At 35.1% G+C, this 18,687-nt stretch carries 19 protein-coding genes; 16 read left to right on the forward strand and 3 right to left on the reverse strand.

Going from position 1 to position 18,687, the window contains the following annotated elements; genetic code table 11:
* Nucleotides 1-56 precede the first annotated feature (56 nt).
* The 5 genes from corA to nrdG all read left to right on the forward strand — a co-directional run bounded on the left by corA (nt 57) and on the right by nrdG (nt 5,848).
* Entirely contained in the window at nt 57-1,004 is a 948-nt protein-coding gene (gene corA, locus HMPREF2937_RS01185; protein ID WP_002479686.1) for a magnesium/cobalt transporter CorA, read from the forward strand.
* A gap of 95 nt (nt 1,005-1,099) precedes the next feature.
* Nucleotides 1,100-2,137 carry a type 2 isopentenyl-diphosphate Delta-isomerase gene (gene fni / locus HMPREF2937_RS01190; protein ID WP_070863853.1) on the forward strand — a complete coding sequence of 346 codons (1,038 nt, stop codon included), beginning with the start codon at nt 1,100-1,102 and terminating at the stop codon, nt 2,135-2,137.
* A gap of 392 nt (nt 2,138-2,529) precedes the next feature.
* The gene (locus HMPREF2937_RS01195) at nt 2,530-3,009 is read left to right on the forward strand and encodes a hypothetical protein (protein WP_002479684.1); all 480 of its coding nucleotides are present in this window, start codon (nt 2,530-2,532) and stop codon (nt 3,007-3,009) included.
* A gap of 461 nt (nt 3,010-3,470) precedes the next feature.
* A complete protein-coding gene (nrdD, locus tag HMPREF2937_RS01200; RefSeq protein WP_070863854.1) occupies nt 3,471-5,318 on the forward strand; it encodes an anaerobic ribonucleoside-triphosphate reductase in 1,848 nt (615 codons plus the stop codon).
* Between the two features lie 2 nt (nt 5,319-5,320).
* Nucleotides 5,321-5,848 (forward strand): anaerobic ribonucleoside-triphosphate reductase activating protein, encoded by a 528-nt coding sequence (gene nrdG, locus HMPREF2937_RS01205; protein ID WP_057509940.1) that lies wholly within the window; start codon nt 5,321-5,323, stop codon nt 5,846-5,848.
* Between the two features lie 75 nt (nt 5,849-5,923).
* On the opposite strand, the gene HMPREF2937_RS01210 is transcribed toward nrdG, so the two are convergent.
* Complete coding sequence (locus HMPREF2937_RS01210; protein ID WP_057509939.1) at nt 5,924-6,538, reverse strand: DNA-3-methyladenine glycosylase; 615 nt, start codon at nt 6,536-6,538, stop codon at nt 5,924-5,926.
* Between the two features lie 251 nt (nt 6,539-6,789).
* On the opposite strand from HMPREF2937_RS01210, the gene HMPREF2937_RS01215 reads away from it, so the two are divergent.
* The 9 genes from HMPREF2937_RS01215 (at nt 6,790) to HMPREF2937_RS01255 (ending at nt 13,532) form a co-directional block, all read left to right on the forward strand.
* Nucleotides 6,790-7,428: a DUF805 domain-containing protein gene (locus tag HMPREF2937_RS01215; RefSeq protein ID WP_070863855.1), complete on the forward strand. Its 639-nt coding sequence runs from the start codon at nt 6,790-6,792 to the stop codon at nt 7,426-7,428.
* A 76-nt stretch (nt 7,429-7,504) separates the two neighbouring features.
* Complete coding sequence (locus HMPREF2937_RS01220; RefSeq protein ID WP_070848685.1) at nt 7,505-8,008, forward strand: DUF805 domain-containing protein; 504 nt, start codon at nt 7,505-7,507, stop codon at nt 8,006-8,008.
* 142 nt (nt 8,009-8,150) lie between these two features.
* Complete coding sequence (locus HMPREF2937_RS01225; protein ID WP_002479678.1) at nt 8,151-8,357, forward strand: helix-turn-helix transcriptional regulator; 207 nt, start codon at nt 8,151-8,153, stop codon at nt 8,355-8,357.
* Nucleotides 8,350-9,072 carry a DUF3169 family protein gene (locus HMPREF2937_RS01230; protein WP_070863857.1) on the forward strand — a complete coding sequence of 241 codons (723 nt, stop codon included), beginning with the start codon at nt 8,350-8,352 and terminating at the stop codon, nt 9,070-9,072. Before HMPREF2937_RS01225 ends, HMPREF2937_RS01230 begins: the two co-directional genes overlap by 8 nt.
* 120 nt (nt 9,073-9,192) lie before the next feature.
* Nucleotides 9,193-10,092 carry an ABC transporter ATP-binding protein gene (locus tag HMPREF2937_RS01235; protein WP_023015039.1) on the forward strand — a complete coding sequence of 300 codons (900 nt, stop codon included), beginning with the start codon at nt 9,193-9,195 and terminating at the stop codon, nt 10,090-10,092.
* A complete protein-coding gene (locus HMPREF2937_RS01240; RefSeq protein WP_070863858.1) occupies nt 10,085-11,314 on the forward strand; it encodes an ABC transporter permease in 1,230 nt (409 codons plus the stop codon). Before HMPREF2937_RS01235 ends, HMPREF2937_RS01240 begins: the two co-directional genes overlap by 8 nt.
* Before the next feature lie 129 nt (nt 11,315-11,443).
* Entirely contained in the window at nt 11,444-11,770 is a 327-nt protein-coding gene (locus HMPREF2937_RS01245) for a YnfA family protein (protein WP_002479674.1), read from the forward strand.
* A gap of 34 nt (nt 11,771-11,804) precedes the next feature.
* Nucleotides 11,805-12,824, forward strand: a complete 1,020-nt coding sequence (locus HMPREF2937_RS01250; RefSeq protein WP_180364608.1) for an aldose epimerase family protein — start codon at nt 11,805-11,807, stop codon at nt 12,822-12,824.
* Between the two features lie 21 nt (nt 12,825-12,845).
* Nucleotides 12,846-13,532: a ribose 5-phosphate isomerase A gene (locus HMPREF2937_RS01255; RefSeq protein ID WP_031262441.1), complete on the forward strand. Its 687-nt coding sequence runs from the start codon at nt 12,846-12,848 to the stop codon at nt 13,530-13,532.
* 94 nt (nt 13,533-13,626) lie between these two features.
* On the opposite strand, the gene HMPREF2937_RS01260 is transcribed toward HMPREF2937_RS01255, so the two are convergent.
* Complete coding sequence (locus HMPREF2937_RS01260) at nt 13,627-14,616, reverse strand: peptidoglycan release complex CPBP-like subunit SdpC (protein ID WP_002479671.1); 990 nt, start codon at nt 14,614-14,616, stop codon at nt 13,627-13,629.
* Between the two features lie 352 nt (nt 14,617-14,968).
* Here HMPREF2937_RS01260 and hutG point away from each other — a divergent pair, with 352 nt between their 5' ends.
* Nucleotides 14,969-15,898: a formimidoylglutamase gene (hutG, locus tag HMPREF2937_RS01265; RefSeq protein ID WP_002479670.1), complete on the forward strand. Its 930-nt coding sequence runs from the start codon at nt 14,969-14,971 to the stop codon at nt 15,896-15,898.
* Between the two features lie 50 nt (nt 15,899-15,948).
* Here hutG and HMPREF2937_RS01270 read toward each other — a convergent pair whose 3' ends face one another.
* Complete coding sequence (locus HMPREF2937_RS01270) at nt 15,949-16,830, reverse strand: LysR family transcriptional regulator (RefSeq protein WP_002479669.1); 882 nt, start codon at nt 16,828-16,830, stop codon at nt 15,949-15,951.
* Nucleotides 16,831-17,328: 498 nt separating this feature from the next.
* On the opposite strand from HMPREF2937_RS01270, the gene HMPREF2937_RS01275 reads away from it, so the two are divergent.
* Nucleotides 17,329-18,654, forward strand: a complete 1,326-nt coding sequence (locus HMPREF2937_RS01275) for a YjiH family protein (protein WP_173020225.1) — start codon at nt 17,329-17,331, stop codon at nt 18,652-18,654.
* Nucleotides 18,655-18,687 lie beyond the last annotated feature (33 nt).

The following is an 18,687-nucleotide window of genomic DNA, read 5'->3' on the forward strand; positions in this document are numbered from 1 at the left end:
ACATAATTAATACTAAAAATGATAAACTAATTTTATGACATAGGGGAGGGAAACGCATGAGTATGTCCATATATTATCAAACTCATTCACATGGCTTCAAAACAGTAGAAGACAAGCGTGATATTCCGTCAGATGCGACGGTGATTTGGTTTGATTTGAATGAACCGACTGAACAAGAAAATAAATTTTTATTAGATAACTTTGATTTTAACCCATTAGAAGTTGATGATACTATACATGCTAATCCAAGGGCGAAGTATAAGAATTATGGAGATTATCAAAATATCGTATTTCATCGACTTTCAGAACAAAACTATCAAGTTGAAGTCTTGAATATTTTCATTAAAAACAATATCTTAATCACATATCATCATCAGCCGATTGATGAAATTGAAGCAGTTCACAAGCAAGTCACTGCTCATTTCGATAAAGATTTAGATTGCGATGATATCGTTCTATATATCCTTGACCATATTGTGGATGAATATTTCAATCACGTGGAAAAGATATCAGATAAAGTGTTTATGTTTGAAGATGAACATGGAGGAGAACGTACCAACAAGTATATGATGGATGATTTGTTTGATTTACGTTCTGATATTATCAAGATGAACCGAATCATTATGCCGATGAAAGAGTTGATTGATACGTTGCAATATTCGAGTGCTTTAGTGAGAGATGAAAGGCATAGAATGTATATTCAACATATTAAAGATCATATCGTCAAAGAAGAAAATATGTTGAGAACAGCGCAGGATATCACGAAAGAAATCAGAGACAATTTTGAATCATATACTACATATAGAATGAACCACGTCATGCAGATATTAACTATTGTTTCAATGATTTTCATGCCATTAACATTGCTTGCGGGGATATACGGAATGAACTTTGAATATATGCCAGAATTGAAATGGCATTATGGTTACTTTATATGCCTAGGATTGATGGTACTAATTACGTTATGGTGCCTTTGGTTCTTCAAACGTAAAAATATGCTTTAGCATGATTTGAAATGGGAGCATTAAAAACTGGAACGAATGTCAGTTGATTGATACACTATCACTAATACATGAAAGAAAAGAAAGTAGGAAAGACAATGAGCGACGCTAAAAGGGAACAACGAAAAGATGATCACGTAAAAATTGCGATGGCACAAACTGATCCGAAACTAACTGATTTTGATCGTGTTAGATTTGTACATCATTCTATTCCAAGCGTGGATGTAGAACAAGTAGATTTATCAGTCAAATTACCAGACTTTGACTTAAGTTCACCCCTATACATTAATGCCATGACAGGCGGCAGTGAATGGACAAAACAAATCAACGAAAAGCTTGCGGTAGTTGCGAGAGAGACAGGGCTTGCAATTGCGGTAGGTTCAACACATGCTGCATTACGTAATCCAAAAACTGCAGATTCATTCAATATTGTAAGAGAAAAGAATCCAGAAGGTATCTTGTTTAGTAATGTCGGTGCAGATGTGCCTGCAGAATTAGCTAAGAAATCTGTAGAAATGTTGGATGCAAATGCACTGCAAGTACATGTCAATGCACCACAAGAACTTGTAATGCCAGAAGGTAATCGTACATTTTCAAATTGGATGGAAAACTTGAGCTTGATTGTTCAAACAGTTGATGTACCTGTGATTGTGAAAGAGGTCGGTTTCGGTATGAGCAAAGAAACGATAGAAGCTCTATATGAAATCGGTGTACGTTATGTAGATGTCAGCGGTCGCGGCGGTACGAACTTTGTTAATATCGAAAATGAACGCCGTGATTTAAAAGATATGTCTTACCTTCAAAATTGGGGACAATCAACAGTCGAATCTTTATTAGAAAGCCAATCACTACAAAATAAAATGACTGTATTTGCGAGCGGCGGTGTACGTAACCCGCTGGATGCTGTGAAATGTATTGCGCTAGGTGCAGATGCAGTAGGTATGTCTCGACCTTTCTTAGAACAAGTTGAAAATAATGGGATTACACAAACTGTAGAATATGTAGAAGCGTTTCTTGAACAAATGAAACGAATTGCGACGATGTTGGATGCATCAAATATTCAAGATTTACAACAAACGTCAGTCATTTTTGATCAATATCTAAAAAATTGGATAGAACAACGTGGATTAAATTAGAAAATAGCACAAAAATCATTGTATGAAAATATACAAAAATAAGTGGAAATATAAGGAGAGCGGTTCAACTGGTAGAGGGTTGAACCGCTTTTTTAGTAACAAATTGGTTTTGGTATAGGCAATCACGAAGAGCTGGACCTTTGAGTCCATAGGCTCTGGCAACGCTTACACTTATTATAGAACATTAATTTGCACAAAGCAATTAGATTCATAAAAAATGATGGATTGTACAAAATAAAATGATTGGTAAATAACAAAATTACAGATGAGTATTATTTAGTACCTATAAGAAACATTTTGACATAAATGTGTATTGATTTATATCTATCTTTAGAAACTGAGCTGAATTTATAATAGGAGTATATTAATTCTCTGTCGAAGGGGGTCAGGGAGTGAGACCTAGTTATTCACAATTCAAAGAAACCGTGCTGATAGAACCGACATCACCAGTTGTTGAACCGTTTTTATACTATTATGATAAGAACCAACATCACATCTCAGGGCTACACATCAGTATAGAAGTTGAGTTAAATAATTGGAATGTTTCTCTCGAAAACAATATCAACACGAATATTATTACAGCCAGTCATACTTTTAAAGTTGATCGTGCTGAAAATAATGTGAAGTATCATTTGGTTGTCATAACACCCGAGACAAATACCGCTATGATAATAGACATCAATCAGGATTTGCGTATAGAGTTGAGTCGTTCATCGACAAAATATATATACGACATAACCAACTATTTGATTAGTGGCGAGAATTATATATATACTGCTTATTTAAGCTGTCAACTGACTCATCATAATTTACAAAATTTCAAAATTGAACGTATTTTTAATGAATGCTTTATCTTAAAAACTTCTACGTGATTTTGAGTGGTCGGACTGTTAAATAAACTATCATACAGTGCTTCAACTCTAAATTTTAAAATATGGACACTAACTTTTTTCAAAGAATGTTAACATATATACATGAATGATTACATCCAAAGTAATAAAGGATGAGTCTTGACAGTTGTTTGTGTGTGACTCCAACATAAACAATGTGACAGATTAAATAAGCAAAATGATTTAGAAACTTAGGGTAGACTATTTACAGATTGTAATAGTTTTTGTGAATTGATGAGATGTCCTTGTCTATGATATATAGATGAGGGCATTTTTGCGTAGTTAGAAAAAGTTGGAAATAGAGTCGTCCTAAATACTCTATTCAAAATAAAGCCACAACATTTTGACATATCTGTTAAAAGTATGGTCATCCTCTTCTAAATTCTATATATTGTGGTAATTTAGTATTTAGAACACAAGATATAGTAGAAAAGGGGAATTCTATGTTGAAACTAGAAGAAAGCTTAAGTCGCTTAATTAATAAAGATCCGACAGTAGTTAATGAAAACGCGAATAAAGACAGTGAAACATTTACGACAATGCGTGACTTAACTGCAGGTGTCGTTTCAAAATCATATGCCTTAGAACACTTATTACCAAAACATGTGGCAGCAGCACATTTAAATGGAGATATTCATTTCCATGATTTAGATTATCACCCATTCCAACCTCTAACAAACTGTTGCTTGATTGATATTAAAGGGATGTTGGAAAAAGGGTTTGAAATTGGTAATGCACAAGTAGAATCACCAAAGTCCATTCAAACTGCGACAGCTCAAATCGTTCAAATTATTGCGAACGTATCAAGCAGTCAATATGGTGGTTGTACAGTTGATCGTATTGATGAAGTATTAAGTCAATATGCAGAATGTAACGCCAGAAAACATCGCGAAATCGGAGAAAAATTTGTATATCCTGAACAATTGGATGATTATGTCCGTACGCAAACTGAAAAAGATATTAAAGATGCGATGCAAAGTTTAGAATATGAAATTAATACACTTTATACGTCTAATGGACAAACACCTTTCGTGACACTAGGTTTCGGCTTAGGCACAGATACATACAGCCGAATGATTCAAAAGGCAATCTTGAAAACTCGTATTCAAGGTTTAGGACATCATCATGTGACTGCCATTTTCCCTAAATTGGTTTACTCCATTAAAAAAGGTGTCAATTTTGCGCCTGAAGATATCAACTATGATGTAAAACAGTTAGCTTTAGAATGTTCTACTAAACGTATGTATCCAGATATTTTGAACTATGATAAAACCGTTGAAATTTTAGGTGATTTTAAAGCGCCGATGGGTTGTCGTTCATTCTTACCAGCATGGCAAAACGAAAAAGGTGAAAATGAAAACAGCGGTCGTTGTAATTTAGGTGTTGTTACTTTGAACTTACCGCGTATTGCGATTGAAACAGAAGGCGATCCAGCTGCATTCTGGAGATTACTTGATGAACGTATGACATTGATTCATGATGCATTAGTTTATCGCATTGAACGTATTCAATCTGTGATTCCAAATAACGCACCAATCCTTTATAAAAGCGGTGCATTCCACAATCGCTTAAAAGAAGATGATAATGTGATGGAATTATTCAAACATAAACGCGCAACTATCTCAATGGGCTATATTGGTCTTTATGAAGCAGCAACTGTTTTTTATGGACGTAACTGGGAAACAAATCCAGAAGCGAAAACATTCACATTAGACATTTTAAGACGCATGAAAGATTTCCAATATCAATGGACAGATGATTACGATATTTTCTTCAGCTTATACAGTACACCAAGTGAATCATTAACAGATCGATTCTGTCGTTTAGATACAGAACGTTTTGGATTAATCCCAAATATTACAGATAAAGGCTATTACCAAAACTCTTTCCATTATGATGTACGTAAAGCAGTGTCACCGTTTGAAAAATTGGATTTTGAAAAAGATTATCCTTTCTTAGCGAGCGGCGGTTATATTCATTATTGTGAGTATCCTAAATTGACACATAATACAAAGGCGCTAGAAGCGGTATGGGACTATTCATATGATAAAGTCAGTTATTTAGGTACGAATGCGCCGATAGACAAATGCTATGAATGCGGCTTTGAAGGGGACTTTAAAACAACAGCACATGGCTATGAATGTCCACATTGCGGTAATCATGATCCTGATACAGTAGATGTGGTTAAAAGAACTTGCGGTTATCTTGGTAATCCTGTTCAAAGACCAACGATTGAAGGGCGTCATAAAGAAATTGCTGCACGTGTGAAACATATGAAAGGAAACGAATAACGATGTTATATGCACAAGTTGAAACGGGACAAGGTTATCTCGCAAAGATTGAAGAAGAATCGTTTGTGGATGGAGAAGGGGTCAGATGCAGTGTGTATGTATCAGGTTGTCCTTTTGCATGTGCCGGCTGTTATAATGTCGCAGCACAAAAATTTAAATATGGCACACCTTTTACAGATGAAACGTTGACTCAAATCCTTGATGCTTGTGCACCAGATTATATTGCTGGGTTAAGCCTGTTAGGCGGCGAACCATTTTGTAATATAGACATTATCCAACCCTTGATTGAAGCATTCAGAGCACGTTTTGGTCATACTAAAACGATTTGGGTTTGGTCTGGTTTTATGTTTGAGAATTTAAAACATAATACAAAAGCACGTAAAGAACTTTTAAAACAAATTGATGTCTTAGTAGATGGACCTTTTGTCCAACAACTTTATCAACCAGGCTTAGCATTCAAAGGTTCGCTGAATCAACGTGTCATCAATGTACCTTTATCTCTACAAACAAATACCATTATAGAACTATGAAAAAAGTGGTCTCTCCTGAACATAAGGAGGACCACTTTTTTTCGTTTATCAATAACTATTAAATTTAGTATCCATTTAAGGTTTCCAAGTTTCTTGCGCGGGTTTCATCTCAGATTTCCGCATACGTGAAACGTAAGGGTTACCCTCTACAGTAAAGCGTAATGGTTTATGTGTCCATTCGCCTTTATTAGGAATGCCGATACGTGGGCTTTCAACAATATCAACTGGATAACGACGTTGTTTTGTATCGATTTTTAGAGGGCCTTCATTTAATTTAAAACCATCTAAGGCCATTGTCATATTAAAGGCACGTGTCCATTTACCTGGACCGTTTGTTAAGTCTATACCATCTTTGCCGTTACGATTTTCTTTCATTTGTTCAGTAATCGTTTCGGGTTCTAGTGCACGGATTAGTACCCCTTGGGCAGTACCTGCTGGTTGTGTCACAAAGTTGATTAATAGATGTGTATGCATGACATGTGCATAGATTGTACCGCCATCTTTATACATGGATTGTACACGAGGTGTATTTCGTCCATTGTACGTATGAGCAGCTTGATCAACATCGCCTAAATAGGCTTCTGTTTCAACGATATAACCAGCATACGTTTGTTCACCATCGTCGAATTGGACTTTAACTCCTAATAGATCACGTGCGATTTCCTCGGTTGTGCGATGAATAAAATCCATGACTTTCCTCCTCATCTATTTAATACAGTACTTTCTATTTTACGCAAAGATGATAAGGAATAACAATATTTCGTTTGAAGAAGAAGTTTGTAGATATTGTAAAGTTCAGAAAAACTATGCTAATTTTACAATAAGTCTGTTAAAATAAAAAAGAATAGTTTTAAATAACTATTACCTTTTAAAAGACATAAAAGAGTAAGTTGTAATACATAGAAGTATCGTAAAACAAAAAGTTAGAGAGGAGGATGAGTATGATAAGACGTGTTGGGTTTTTAGAAGCGTTTAAACTTTTCTGGAAAAATTATGTTAATTTTACAGGCAGATCGACACGCTCAGAATATTGGTTTGCGGCGTTATGGATGTTGATTTTATATGCGCCATTAACTTTTGTGATGATTTTAGGAACCATATTTTTAGTCGGTGGAGCTGCAGTTGATTCCAGTGGAGTAGCAGTTATGGGTATGATTTTATTCCTAATCTGCACGTTGGTTTATGTATTGTTTGCCTTAGCTACATTTATCCCAACTTGGGCTGTTATGATCAGACGTTTTCATGATACAGGCAGAACTATGGTGATGCCGATTGTTATGTTCGTATTGAGCATTGTGATGAATGTGTTTAATTTTGTACTTAATATGGATGAATCAACTGAACTAACACCAGCGTTAATTATATTTTTAATCATCAGCTTGGTCTATTTAGGTTTGTGGATTTATGTTCTTGTAGTGCTTTGTCTACCGAGTCAAGATAAAGATAATAAATATGGTCGCAGTCCTTATGTGCATCGCTATGAACAAGGTAATGCGCCAGCCTCTAATACATCTCATGCTAAACCAGCTCAATCGACAAAAGGCAGTACGACCAGTCATGATTCAGGTTCAGATTTTTAATTTTGCTAGCGTTTATTGAGATAAGCATCTATTAGAAAGTAGTTCATATAGAATCTAAAAATGGAGGAGATATATGATGCATGAACAACACAAAAAGAGTGTCGGATTCGTAGAAGCTTTTGTTTTATTCTGGAAACGTTACATTGATTTCAACGGGAGATCACGACGTTCAGAGTTCTGGTTTATGGTACTATGGACAACGATTATTAACATTGTATTGAATAGTCTGGATGCTTTATTAGGTTTGAACCAAAGTTTTGATAATACTTCTTTTGGTTTAACAACACTTTTTGAAATCGCAAGCTTCATTCCATGGGTCGCTTTGCTTGCAAGACGTTTCCATGATACAGGCAATACAATGGTGGTCCCAATTATCTTTTCTGCGCTATTAGTAATAGAACGTATTCTTTTATTTGTGGATTTAGGAGATGGCATGTTTGCTACAATTGTAGATGCCATTATCTCTATTGCACAGCTAGTATTTGTAATTTGGGTGATTGTCGTAGGTGTACAAAAGTCACAAGAAGGTCACAATGCTTATGGTCCAGAGCCTGTTGGACAACGTTACAGACACGCCTAAAATCGAATAACAAAATAACAAAAAGACGATACTTTTATATAGAAGGTATCGTCTTTTTGTTATTTATATGTGTCAATTTGACTAATATACTTGTCAAATTGACTATTATCATATAGCATGTGTATTAACGGAGGTAAGGCGCATGAAAACACGATTAAAAGAATTGCGGGCACGAGATGGCTATAATCAAACACAACTTGCGAAAAAAGCAGGGATTTCACGACAAACCGTCTCATTAATTGAACGAAATGAATTTATGCCTTCCGTACTGACTGCCGCAAAAATTGCGCGGATATTCGGAGAACGCATTGAAGATATTTTCATTTTCGAGGAGGACGACTATGAGTAGCACGAAAAAGAATTGGAAATATGCAGGGAAAATCGCATTAGGTGGACTAGCAGGCGGATGTGTAGGATTATACTTCAGTTTTCTAAGTGAACAATCACGGTTACCACTATTTGGTCCAAATGAAACGATTATATCAACAGTTATTACTACACTATTAATTTTTATAATTGGAGTTTTAATGGTTCATCAGTTGTCTCAAGCTAAAAATTATAAACATCTCTCAGAAGAAGATGAAGCATTAGGAGATCATTATGATACTTTAGCGAATCGCAAACAATTCATTGCTTCAGTTTTAAATAATTTAGGATTGTTTATTGTGATAGCGAATATCATTTTAGTTACGATTTTTAAAGCAGGAGATAATTACTGGGGACTGACAATTATTCCATTTTTAATTACGTCTATCTTTAGTGTTGTCTATCAAATCTATTTACCTAAATTAGATGAAAGGATGCCAAAAGTTAATGATGAGCATTATGTAGATAAATTGATTAAAGCTATGGATGAAGGCGAGAGATATGTTACATTTTCAGCGATATTTAAGTTACTTCAATATAACTTACTTGCATTAACTATTTTGATTCTCGTATTGGCATTCTATTCAGCAATTACAGGTCATACACAATCATTAGCTTTAACACTGCTATTTATCTTGTTTGTCTTTAATGTTAGTTTTTATTACATAAAAATTTACAAGTATTATAAAAGCAAATAAGTGTAAATTCTTTGTGAACAGTTTGTAAAGTTAGATATTTAATAATATTATTATCATATACTTATGATATATTATTAACAGAGTTGCTTTTCCAACACCAACGATAAGGAGTGATGCACGATGGCTTTAGTTTTAGAAGATGTAACAAAGCAATATGGCGATAAGACAGTGGTCAACGATATTTCATTAACACTTGAAAAAGGGAAGATGTTAGGATTCTTAGGACGAAATGGTGCTGGGAAGACGACAACATTCCGTATGATTTTAGGACTGACACCATTAACAAAAGGGATCGTTACATATAATGGTGAAAAGATGGGTGAACATATGTTTAACCAAGTAGGTTATCTGCCTGAAGAACGTGGTTTGCATCCAAAAATGAAAGTCGCAGATGAGTTGCGTTATCTTGCGACTTTAAAAGGAATGTCAAAAAAAGATTTTAATCAAGCGTTAGACTATTGGTTAAATCGCTTTGAGATTAACGAGAACAGAGATAAGAAAATTGAATCATTATCTAAAGGTAACCAACAAAAAATTCAATTGTTAGCTAGTTTGATTCATAAACCTGAATTATTGATTTTAGATGAACCTTTCAGTGGTTTAGATCCAGTCAATGTAGAATTATTAAAATCAGCAGTTAAAGATCTGAACGAACAAGGGACTACTATTATTTTCAGTTCACATCGTATGGAGCATATAGAAGAACTGTGTGATGATATCTGTATTTTGAATCATGGTGATTTAGTTTTACAAGGCGACATACAATCGATTAAAGATCAATTTGATTTGAAGAAAATTGTGATTGAAACTGAAGATGCTTTAGAAAATTTAGAAGAAGTTGAAGGTGTTACACGTGTAGAACGTTCAAAACGTATGATTACTGTTTCTGTAGAAAATCAAGCAGCCGCAAAACGTGTCTTTGACGTAGTAGCTCAACATGGGTTTGTGAAACGATTCCAAGTGCTTGAACCTTCAATTCAAGATATTTTTATTCAACAGGTAGGTGATATTCATGAATAAATTTTTAGCTACGTTCAATTTGACGTATAAGAATAAAGTGAAATCACGCGCATTTATCATTATGACGGTCATTTTAGCAGTGATTATTATTGCGGCAGCTAACTTCAATAAGATTATCGATTTGTTTGATAACGGGCCGGATAAAATCGGCATTGCTTCTAATGAACCGAAAATTGCGCAAATGGTCAAAGCACAAAGCAAACATATTGAAGAAAAAGGTACAGAATTTAAAATCTTATCTAAAGAACAAGCGTTAAAAGAAATAAAGAAAGATAAAATTGATAAAGCTTATATCATTGATCGACAAGGACAAAAAATTAAAGGCGAAGTTGTTAGTAAAGACGCACCTTCTGATGAGAGTGTTCAAAAATTAGAAAGTATTTTAACACCGATTCAAACCCAAGCAGCAGCTCAACAAATTAATTTAAGTCCGAAAGAACTTTCTGATTTACAACAAAAAAGTGAAGTCACTTCAAAAGCAATCGGTAAAGGTGGCTCAGATACTTCTCAAAGCAATAAATTTTTAAATTGGATTATTTTATATGCGGGCATCATGTTGATGTTCATTGTGATTATGAACTATGCCAACCAAGTAGCAATGGAAGTTGCGACAGAAAAAACATCACGCGTTATTGAAATGGTCATTACGAGTATTTCACCTGTGAAGCATATCTTAGCTAAAATTCTAGCGATGATTTGTGTCGCTTTTACACAAGTGTTGATTTTAGTTGTGATTGGTGCCGCAGCACTGTATTTTTCAGATGCAGGCGACTTAATGAAAAAGTTTGATATGACTATGACACCTACGACAACACGATTGATTATTGTCGGCGTACTTTCTATCATTATCGGCGTGGTTTCATATACTGTATTAGGAACAATTTTAGGCGCACTTGCGACACGTATTGAAGATTTAAATCAGTCGTTGATGCCGATGACAATTATTAGTTTCATTGCTTTTTATATCGCATTATTCAGTATGAACAATCCAGATATGATGTTAGCTAAAGTAGCAAGCTTTATTCCATTGTTATCACCATTCTTATTATTTGTTAGAGCTTCGACACCGAATTTGGAACTATGGGAAATCATAGTGAGCATGGGTTTATCTGTAATCGTACTTGTTTTACTCGTATGGATAGCAGTGAGAAGTTATCGTGATTCAGTTTTAACGTTCGATAAGAATATCTTTAAAGCGTTGAAACGTGCAATTAAAAAATAAAAATGACAATCCTATAAAAAGATTTCTAAATGGCGCATGGTTTACTGGATTTCATCTAGTAAACCATGCGCCTTATTGTTAAAATATAAAGTGAGGAAAGTATTATAAAAAATAGGTGGCAGTCAGTATATGATGTATCCAATTGCAATTTTTATTTTAGCAGGGCTGTGTGAAATCGGCGGCGGTTATTTAATTTGGTTGTGGTTGAGAGATGCACAATCACCGTTGTTAGGGATGCTTGGAGGTATCCTGTTAATTACATACGGTATCATCGCAACATTCCAAGTATTTCCAACATTCAGCAGAGTATATGCAGCATATGGCGGTGTGTTCATTGTCATGAGTATTATATGGGGATATGTTTTTGATAAACAGATGCCAGATAAATATGATGTCATCGGCGGCATTGTATGTATTATCGGTGTCTTGATTATGTTGCTGCCTGATAGAGGCTGATGATTTTCATCGGGCAAGGAAAGGGTGTATTGAAATGATGTTTACAGAAGTGGAGCACCAAAGAAACGGTTTGGATTTAATCAAGGTTGATAACGACCAAGCGAAAATTATCTTTTCAAATTTTGGGGCGCGTATTGTGTCTTGGAAGTATGAAGATAATAATATTGTGTTAGGAAATGTCGTTGAAGCGGATGAGTATTACCATGAAAATCCGTATTACTTCGGCGCAAGTGTCGGTCGTTTTGGGGGACGTATTGAAGACGGACGTTTTGAATTAGAGGGTGAAACTTACCAACTTGAACAAAATGATCCGCCTCATCATTTACACGGCGGTTTTCACGGAATTAATAAACACTATTTTGATTATGAAATTAAAGATGACAATGGCGGCTATATTCAAATTATCTTTACTACAACTGTTAAATCAGCAGATGATTATTACCCGGGCGATATTAAACTAAAGATTATACATACGTATGATATCGACAATCGATGGACGATTGAATATAGTGCAGAAGCAACAGAAACAACGTTATTTAATCCGACTAACCACGTTTATTTCAACTTGAACAGAGATAATAAAGAGGTGAACAACCATATCTTAACAAGTTCAACATTGAAAATGCATTTATTAAATGACAAGAATTTACCAACGCTTAATGATACTGTAGATTTAATTCAGGTATTAGGTAAACAATCAATGCGATTTGAAGATATCGGCAAAGCTGCAGATGAACGATTACATGCTCAAATTGAACGTTATCATGGCTTAGATCATCCATTTACAATCGGTGATGAACTGACTGTTGAAAATAGCCAATTTTTATTGAAAATGAAAACAGATATGCCACATGTGGTTATCTTTACTTTTAATGAAACCAGCAATTGGGAAAGTGATATGAACATTTATAAACCACACTCAGGTTTTACTTTAGAAGCGCAATGCTTACCAAATGATATTAATTTACTAGGAGAAGAAGCACCTTCTATTTTACGTAAAGGTGACACATTCTTTTCTAAAACAACGTATCAAATTATAGAAAAATCTGAGTAATATAATGACAAGGAGTATTCAGTGATGGATGTTAGAGCGTTAAAATTACAAACTGTGAAAGACGCAGTCTCAGAAATTAAAGATGGTATGGTTGTCGGTATTGGTACAGGCAGCACGATTGAACTCTTATTACCGCATATCGCGAAATTATTAGATGATGGCGCTACAATTACAGGCGTTTGTACGTCTAATAAAACCGCATTGCTTGCGAAAGAATTAGGGATTACGATTGTTAACGTCAATGATGTCGATCATATTGATGTGGCGATTGATGGTGCAGATGAATTTGATCCGCAATTAAATTTAATCAAAGGCGGCGGTGGTGCACTGTTTCGTGAAAAAGTTATTGATGAAATGGCTGAACGCTTTGTGGTCATCGCAGATGAAACGAAACAAGTAGACTACTTAGGCCAAACTTTTAAATTGCCAGTAGAAGTTGATCGCTTCAACTGGATGCTAGTAGCGAAAAAAATAGAGAAAGATACTAAAGCAAAAGTATCACGTCGTAACGTGGAAGACATTACCTTTATCACAGATAATGATAATTATATTTTAGATGTTGAATTACCACCAAACACTGATCCATATGACATGCATGAATATTTAATTCATTTAACAGGTGTATTAGAAACTGGATACTTCTTAGATCTTGCTGACCGTGTAATTGTCGGTAAACAAGAAGGTGTCGAAATTATTGATAAGGTCTAAAGAGACTTATTTTATTTAAATGAATAGGTTAAAAAGAAGCGCTGACAGATAACTGAATGATATCTGCCAGCGCTTTTATAATATAGCGATTCACTTATTTAGGTTCGTCTGTGTCTTTAGTTTGTGCGGGTTCATCGTCTTTGATAGATTCAGAATCGTCTGTTGAATGTTCAGGCTCTGTATCTTCAGTGACTGGTGTAGTTTCTTCTGTTTGTGCAGTTTCTGATACTGCAACATCTTCGTCTTCTTCATCTTTTGGATAGTCTAAAGGATTGTTCGGTTCAACTTCCTCTAAAGAATCTTTTGTGAAGAAATAGAAAGCTGCTCTGATAAGCAGACTGAGTAAGATGAAAACAGCGCCTACAAGTGCTGTGCTTAATGCGATTACTTTCATAGAGAAGACGTCTCCTAGTTCTTCACTGAAGAAGAAGACTAATCCAAATGACATTAAAGCATGGAATGCTACAGCAATGTAAATTGTACGTCCTTTAGTACCTCTGATCAATTCGCCGATAATCATTGAGAATGCGAAGTGATACAACAAGTTATATAATGTGAATTCTAATGTATAAGTCGTATTCACATTCCATAAGGCATATAGAATACCGATCAGGATAGATGCGAATAACGTATTCGTTTTTGTTTCTACGACATTCTGTAAGTATGAACGGAAACCGAATTCTACAAAGAATGCCATTAAAAGATGTCCGATTAAAATAGATGTGACAGACACAGATAAGTTTTTAGATTGTAAAATAATAAAACTGTCTGCGTAAGTATTAAAGGCAAACATACAAATAATACAAATCACAAGCGGTAAGATTAAAGCTAAAATAATGCGTTCAATCACTTTAAAACTGATTGTGAATTTTAAACTTGCGAGCTGAGCGCGTTTGTTTCGAAATACAATTAAGCAGATAATAGCTGCGATAAATGGCGCAAGTGTACTCAAATCAAAGACAAAGCGTTTGAATGGAACTTGGCCTTGAAAATCTTTCAGTACCAATGGGAGTGCGTATGCAAGTACATAGAAGACAAAGATCGTCATAGCCCATTGGAAACCTGATATGCGTTTCGTGTCCATTATGAAACCTCCAATAATTACGGCGATATCCATACATTTTTATATTAACTTCTATCATATAATACATTACAAACAGAGTGAACCCTTAAGTATGTATTGAGAGTTTTAACCGTATTTTTAAGCGTATGGATATACATAATAACCTAATAGTATTATACATCTCAATAAAACATAAATAAATCACTTCCCCTGAAATGACTTCTAAATGAAATCTCGTTGTAAAGGTTGAATACAATAGTCTTAAGTGTAAGCGTTTTAAATTTTTTCAGAAAAGGGTATGCAAAAAGTAGAATAGACTGTTAAGAAATGTATATAATGATTCACAAGGTATGACTTAAGGAGGATGTGGAACATGTATAAGCAAGCCAACAAAGATTTATGGACAGGTAGAGTGGATAGTGAAACAGATTCATCGCAATTCAGACACTTCCAAACAATTGAACTAAAAGATATCAATGAAACAAATTTTGATCGAAAACAAGGAACTGGCATTTTAGGCTACGCTGTAGATAAAGGGGTAGAACTGAACAATGGCCGCGTAGGTGCACAAGAGGGACCAGATGCGATACGTAAAGCATTTGCGAACTTATCAGTGTTAACACCTTGCTCAGTTTATGATTATGGCAATGTCTATCATGATCATGACGCATTGATTGAAACACAAGAAGAATATGCAGACTTAGCTTCAAAAATGTTTGACAATCATAATTATTCATTATTAATCGGAGGCGGACATGATATTGCTTATGCACAATATTTAGCCATGCGTAAATCGCATCCAGATGCATCTATTGGCGTTATTAATATTGATGCGCATTTTGATACTAGAGAAGCAGAATCATCCACTTCAGGAACAAGTTTCAGACAAATTTTAGAAGAAGATGACAATGCGCATTATTTTGTTTTAGGTATTCAACCTGCGAGCAACACAAAACATTTATTTGATTACGCGGAAAAACGTGGCATTGAATATGTCACAGTAGATGAAATCTTACATGAGATTTCTCCAACGATTAAAGATAAAGTAGACCACTTCATTAATAAGCATGACGTGATTATGCTGACGATATGTATGGACGTGGTAGATAGCGCATTTGCGCCAGGTGTCAGTGCACCGGCAGTGAATGGCTTAACACCGCATATTATTTTAGAGTTAACAAGACGTGTCATCGGACATGAGAAGTTAATTTCTGTAAGTGTTGCGGAAACTAATCCATTGCATGACGTCGATAATCGCACCGCAAAACTTGTCGCATTATTACTGCATAATTTCATTCATTAATAGAGATAAATAAGACGGATACTTCAATTTGTGGAAGTATCCGTCTTATTTTAGTTCATTTTCCAATAATTGATACAGGCATCAATCAATTGATTGGCAGGTTCTGAAAGCTTACGTTTCTCTAGATAGTTTAAATAAATCGTTCGTTCAATATTTGGTTCTAATTTGACCGCATTTAAATGATTTGCTGAAGAAGATTGGTAGTAGAATCTTGGGATGATTGTATGTCCTAAACCTCTATGAACAAGTGTTGTCGCAGTTTCAAAACGATCGACCTCAAGTACAATATTCGGATGAATATTCATATGTTTAAAATATTCATCAACGTGCTTACGGACTTGGTATTGTCGATTAGGCAAGATTAAAGGCAATTGTTGTAATGCTTCAGCGCTGATGCTCTTTTGATTATTAAACGTATTCTTCGGTGTAATCAATACATAAGGCTCTTGGTATAAAGGAACAGAGACAATCCCTTCACGTTGAATGGCTTCATTGAAAATTGCGAATGATATATCAAAATTCAACAAGCTGGAAATAATATGTTCAAGACTATGTTGTTCGACAATTTGATAGCGCTGTTTATGAAATTGATAATGATGTTGTTGGATGACCATTGCCATCCATGCACTTGTAGACTCTAATATTGAGAGTTTAATGCGTGGTTCATCACTGATATTCAAATCATACATCTGATCCAGCGTACGATGATACATCTCGACTAAGTCTGTCGCATGTTTATAGAATTGAATGCCTTTCTCTGTAATCTTTAAAGCTTTTGTTGTACGGATAAATAGAAGATACCCCAAATCATCCTCTATTTTCTTTATCGCAGTTGTTAAAGATGGCTGACTGATATGTAGAAACTGTGCTGCTTTTGTAAAAGAATTGTATTTAACAACTGCTAAAAAGTACTCTAATTGTATAATTTTCATGAAATTATCCCCCTGATTAGACATGCCGAAATCTTTGTAACACGTGCGTTTTCCCCTTGTTATAGTTTGAAGCTATAAATGATTAGTTTATTGATATTTGAAGCTTATAATCATCTACGCGTATACTTAAGTTGTATTACAAGTTATACAAAAATATTCTAACGCAACAGTTTTAACGTTAAAATTTCGGAATATTCAATAAACTACCACAGTTAATAATCTAAAAATTATAACTATTCATTCATTATAACATGGAATAGTCAGTGTAACTTGTAAGAATGGTAATGTGAGGTCGGTCCGTAAACAAGGGGACGTACATAAAATGAAGGGGATCATTTTTACGTAAGCTGATCGACCTTTCACTATCATTCACAAATTCATAACATGATGCGAAGCTTAAGTCATCGAGAGCCAGTCAGTTGAAACAGCTTTGTCGTACTTGTAAAACAAAGGGGTGTGTCAAGTATGAAAATAGAAGCAGATTTGGTTTCTGGCGATATGGAATTCCAGCCTGAGAGTAAACCCGCTGATAAGCAGACGGGGGTCGGCATGTGGCGGTTTTACGTATTCAGCATTATCGGAATTTTATGTTTCTTCGTACCAGTGACAATTAACGGAACGAACACGATTATTGTAGATCATGTTCATTTATGGATTCGCGCAGCATTCGGAGTAGCAATGCCTTACGTTGCATTGCTGATGATTTTAGTAGGTGCAGCATTACCGATTATTCGTAAAGACTTTATGAAATCAGCGACAGACTTTGTGGTGACTTTATTTAAAGTACTCGGTGCTGTCATTGGTATTATGTATGTCTTTAAAATAGGTCCGGCATTGTTATTTAATCCGAATTACGGACCGTTCTTATTCGATAAGTTGATGTTGCCGCTAAGTATCTTGATTCCAGTCGGTGCCGTGGCACTATCATTACTTGTTGGTTACGGGCTGCTTGAATTTATCGGGGTATTAATGCAGCCGATTATGCGTCCAGTCTTTAAGACGCCAGGTAAATCTGCAGTAGATGCCGTAGCATCTTTCGTCGGAAGTTATTCATTAGGTCTCTTGATTACAAACCGTGTCTATAAAGATGGAATGTATAACAAGAAAGAAGCGGTCATTATCGCGACAGGTTTCTCAACAGTATCTGCAACATTCATGGTAATTGTCGCAAATACATTAGATTTAATGCCGCATTGGAACTTATTCTTCTGGAGTACGTTGATCATTACATTTGTAGTGACAGCTATTTCGGCACATTTACCGCCGATTCGTAATGAATCAGAAGAATATTACGAAGGCCAAGAAGGTCAGAAAGAAGTAGAAGTTAACGGCAATCGTGTTGTCGCAGCTTATGATGAAGCAAAGCGTCAATCACATGGTTCTTTACCATTACTCAAAAATATTTGGGTGAACGTGAAAGATGGATTTGAAATGACGATGGCGATTTTACCATCTATCTTATCAATCGGATTCTTCGGATTGTTGCTTGCAAATTTCACACCAGTGATTGATTGGTTAAGTTATATTTTCTATCCGTTTATCTACATTTTCCCGATTGCGGATAAACCATTGCTAGCGAAAGCTTCAGCGATTTCACTGATTGAGATGTTCTTACCATCATTATTAGTTGTGAAGTCAACGATGGCAGTTAAGTTAGTGACAGCTATTACAAGTATTTCAGCGATTATCTTCTTCTCAGCGCTGGTACCTTGTATTTTAGCAACGGATATCAAAATTCCAATTTGGAAATTAACTCTGATTTGGTTCATCCGTGTGGCATTAACTTTACTAATCGCAATTCCATTTGCGTTATTAATTTTCTAAAGCGAAATCTAAAACTGTGTATTTAATATCATA

Source organism: Staphylococcus sp. HMSC061G12, assembly GCF_001838465.1.
Classification (GTDB): domain Bacteria; phylum Bacillota; class Bacilli; order Staphylococcales; family Staphylococcaceae; genus Staphylococcus; species Staphylococcus simulans.

Excerpts from the sequence above, each read along its gene's own strand:
- corA (WP_002479686.1), top strand. The coding sequence starts at position 57 with ATGAGTATGTCCATATATTATCAAACTCATTCACATGGCTTCAAAACA.
- HMPREF2937_RS01260 (WP_002479671.1), bottom strand. The coding sequence starts at position 14,616 with ATGGACACGAAACGCATATCAGGTTTCCAATGGGCTATGACGATCTTT.
- HMPREF2937_RS01275 (WP_173020225.1), top strand. The coding sequence starts at position 17,329 with ATGGAATTCCAGCCTGAGAGTAAACCCGCTGATAAGCAGACGGGGGTC.
- nrdD (WP_070863854.1), top strand. The coding sequence starts at position 3,471 with ATGTTGAAACTAGAAGAAAGCTTAAGTCGCTTAATTAATAAAGATCCG.
- nrdG (WP_057509940.1), top strand. The coding sequence starts at position 5,321 with ATGTTATATGCACAAGTTGAAACGGGACAAGGTTATCTCGCAAAGATT.
- HMPREF2937_RS01250 (WP_180364608.1), top strand. The coding sequence starts at position 11,805 with ATGATGTTTACAGAAGTGGAGCACCAAAGAAACGGTTTGGATTTAATC.
- fni (WP_070863853.1), top strand. The coding sequence starts at position 1,100 with ATGAGCGACGCTAAAAGGGAACAACGAAAAGATGATCACGTAAAAATT.
- hutG (WP_002479670.1), top strand. The coding sequence starts at position 14,969 with ATGTATAAGCAAGCCAACAAAGATTTATGGACAGGTAGAGTGGATAGT.
- HMPREF2937_RS01235 (WP_023015039.1), top strand. The coding sequence starts at position 9,193 with ATGGCTTTAGTTTTAGAAGATGTAACAAAGCAATATGGCGATAAGACA.
- HMPREF2937_RS01245 (WP_002479674.1), top strand. The coding sequence starts at position 11,444 with ATGATGTATCCAATTGCAATTTTTATTTTAGCAGGGCTGTGTGAAATC.
- HMPREF2937_RS01230 (WP_070863857.1), top strand. The coding sequence starts at position 8,350 with ATGAGTAGCACGAAAAAGAATTGGAAATATGCAGGGAAAATCGCATTA.
- HMPREF2937_RS01215 (WP_070863855.1), top strand. The coding sequence starts at position 6,790 with ATGATAAGACGTGTTGGGTTTTTAGAAGCGTTTAAACTTTTCTGGAAA.
- HMPREF2937_RS01210 (WP_057509939.1), bottom strand. The coding sequence starts at position 6,538 with ATGGATTTTATTCATCGCACAACCGAGGAAATCGCACGTGATCTATTA.
- HMPREF2937_RS01220 (WP_070848685.1), top strand. The coding sequence starts at position 7,505 with ATGCATGAACAACACAAAAAGAGTGTCGGATTCGTAGAAGCTTTTGTT.
- HMPREF2937_RS01240 (WP_070863858.1), top strand. The coding sequence starts at position 10,085 with ATGAATAAATTTTTAGCTACGTTCAATTTGACGTATAAGAATAAAGTG.
- HMPREF2937_RS01225 (WP_002479678.1), top strand. The coding sequence starts at position 8,151 with ATGAAAACACGATTAAAAGAATTGCGGGCACGAGATGGCTATAATCAA.
- HMPREF2937_RS01270 (WP_002479669.1), bottom strand. The coding sequence starts at position 16,830 with ATGAAAATTATACAATTAGAGTACTTTTTAGCAGTTGTTAAATACAAT.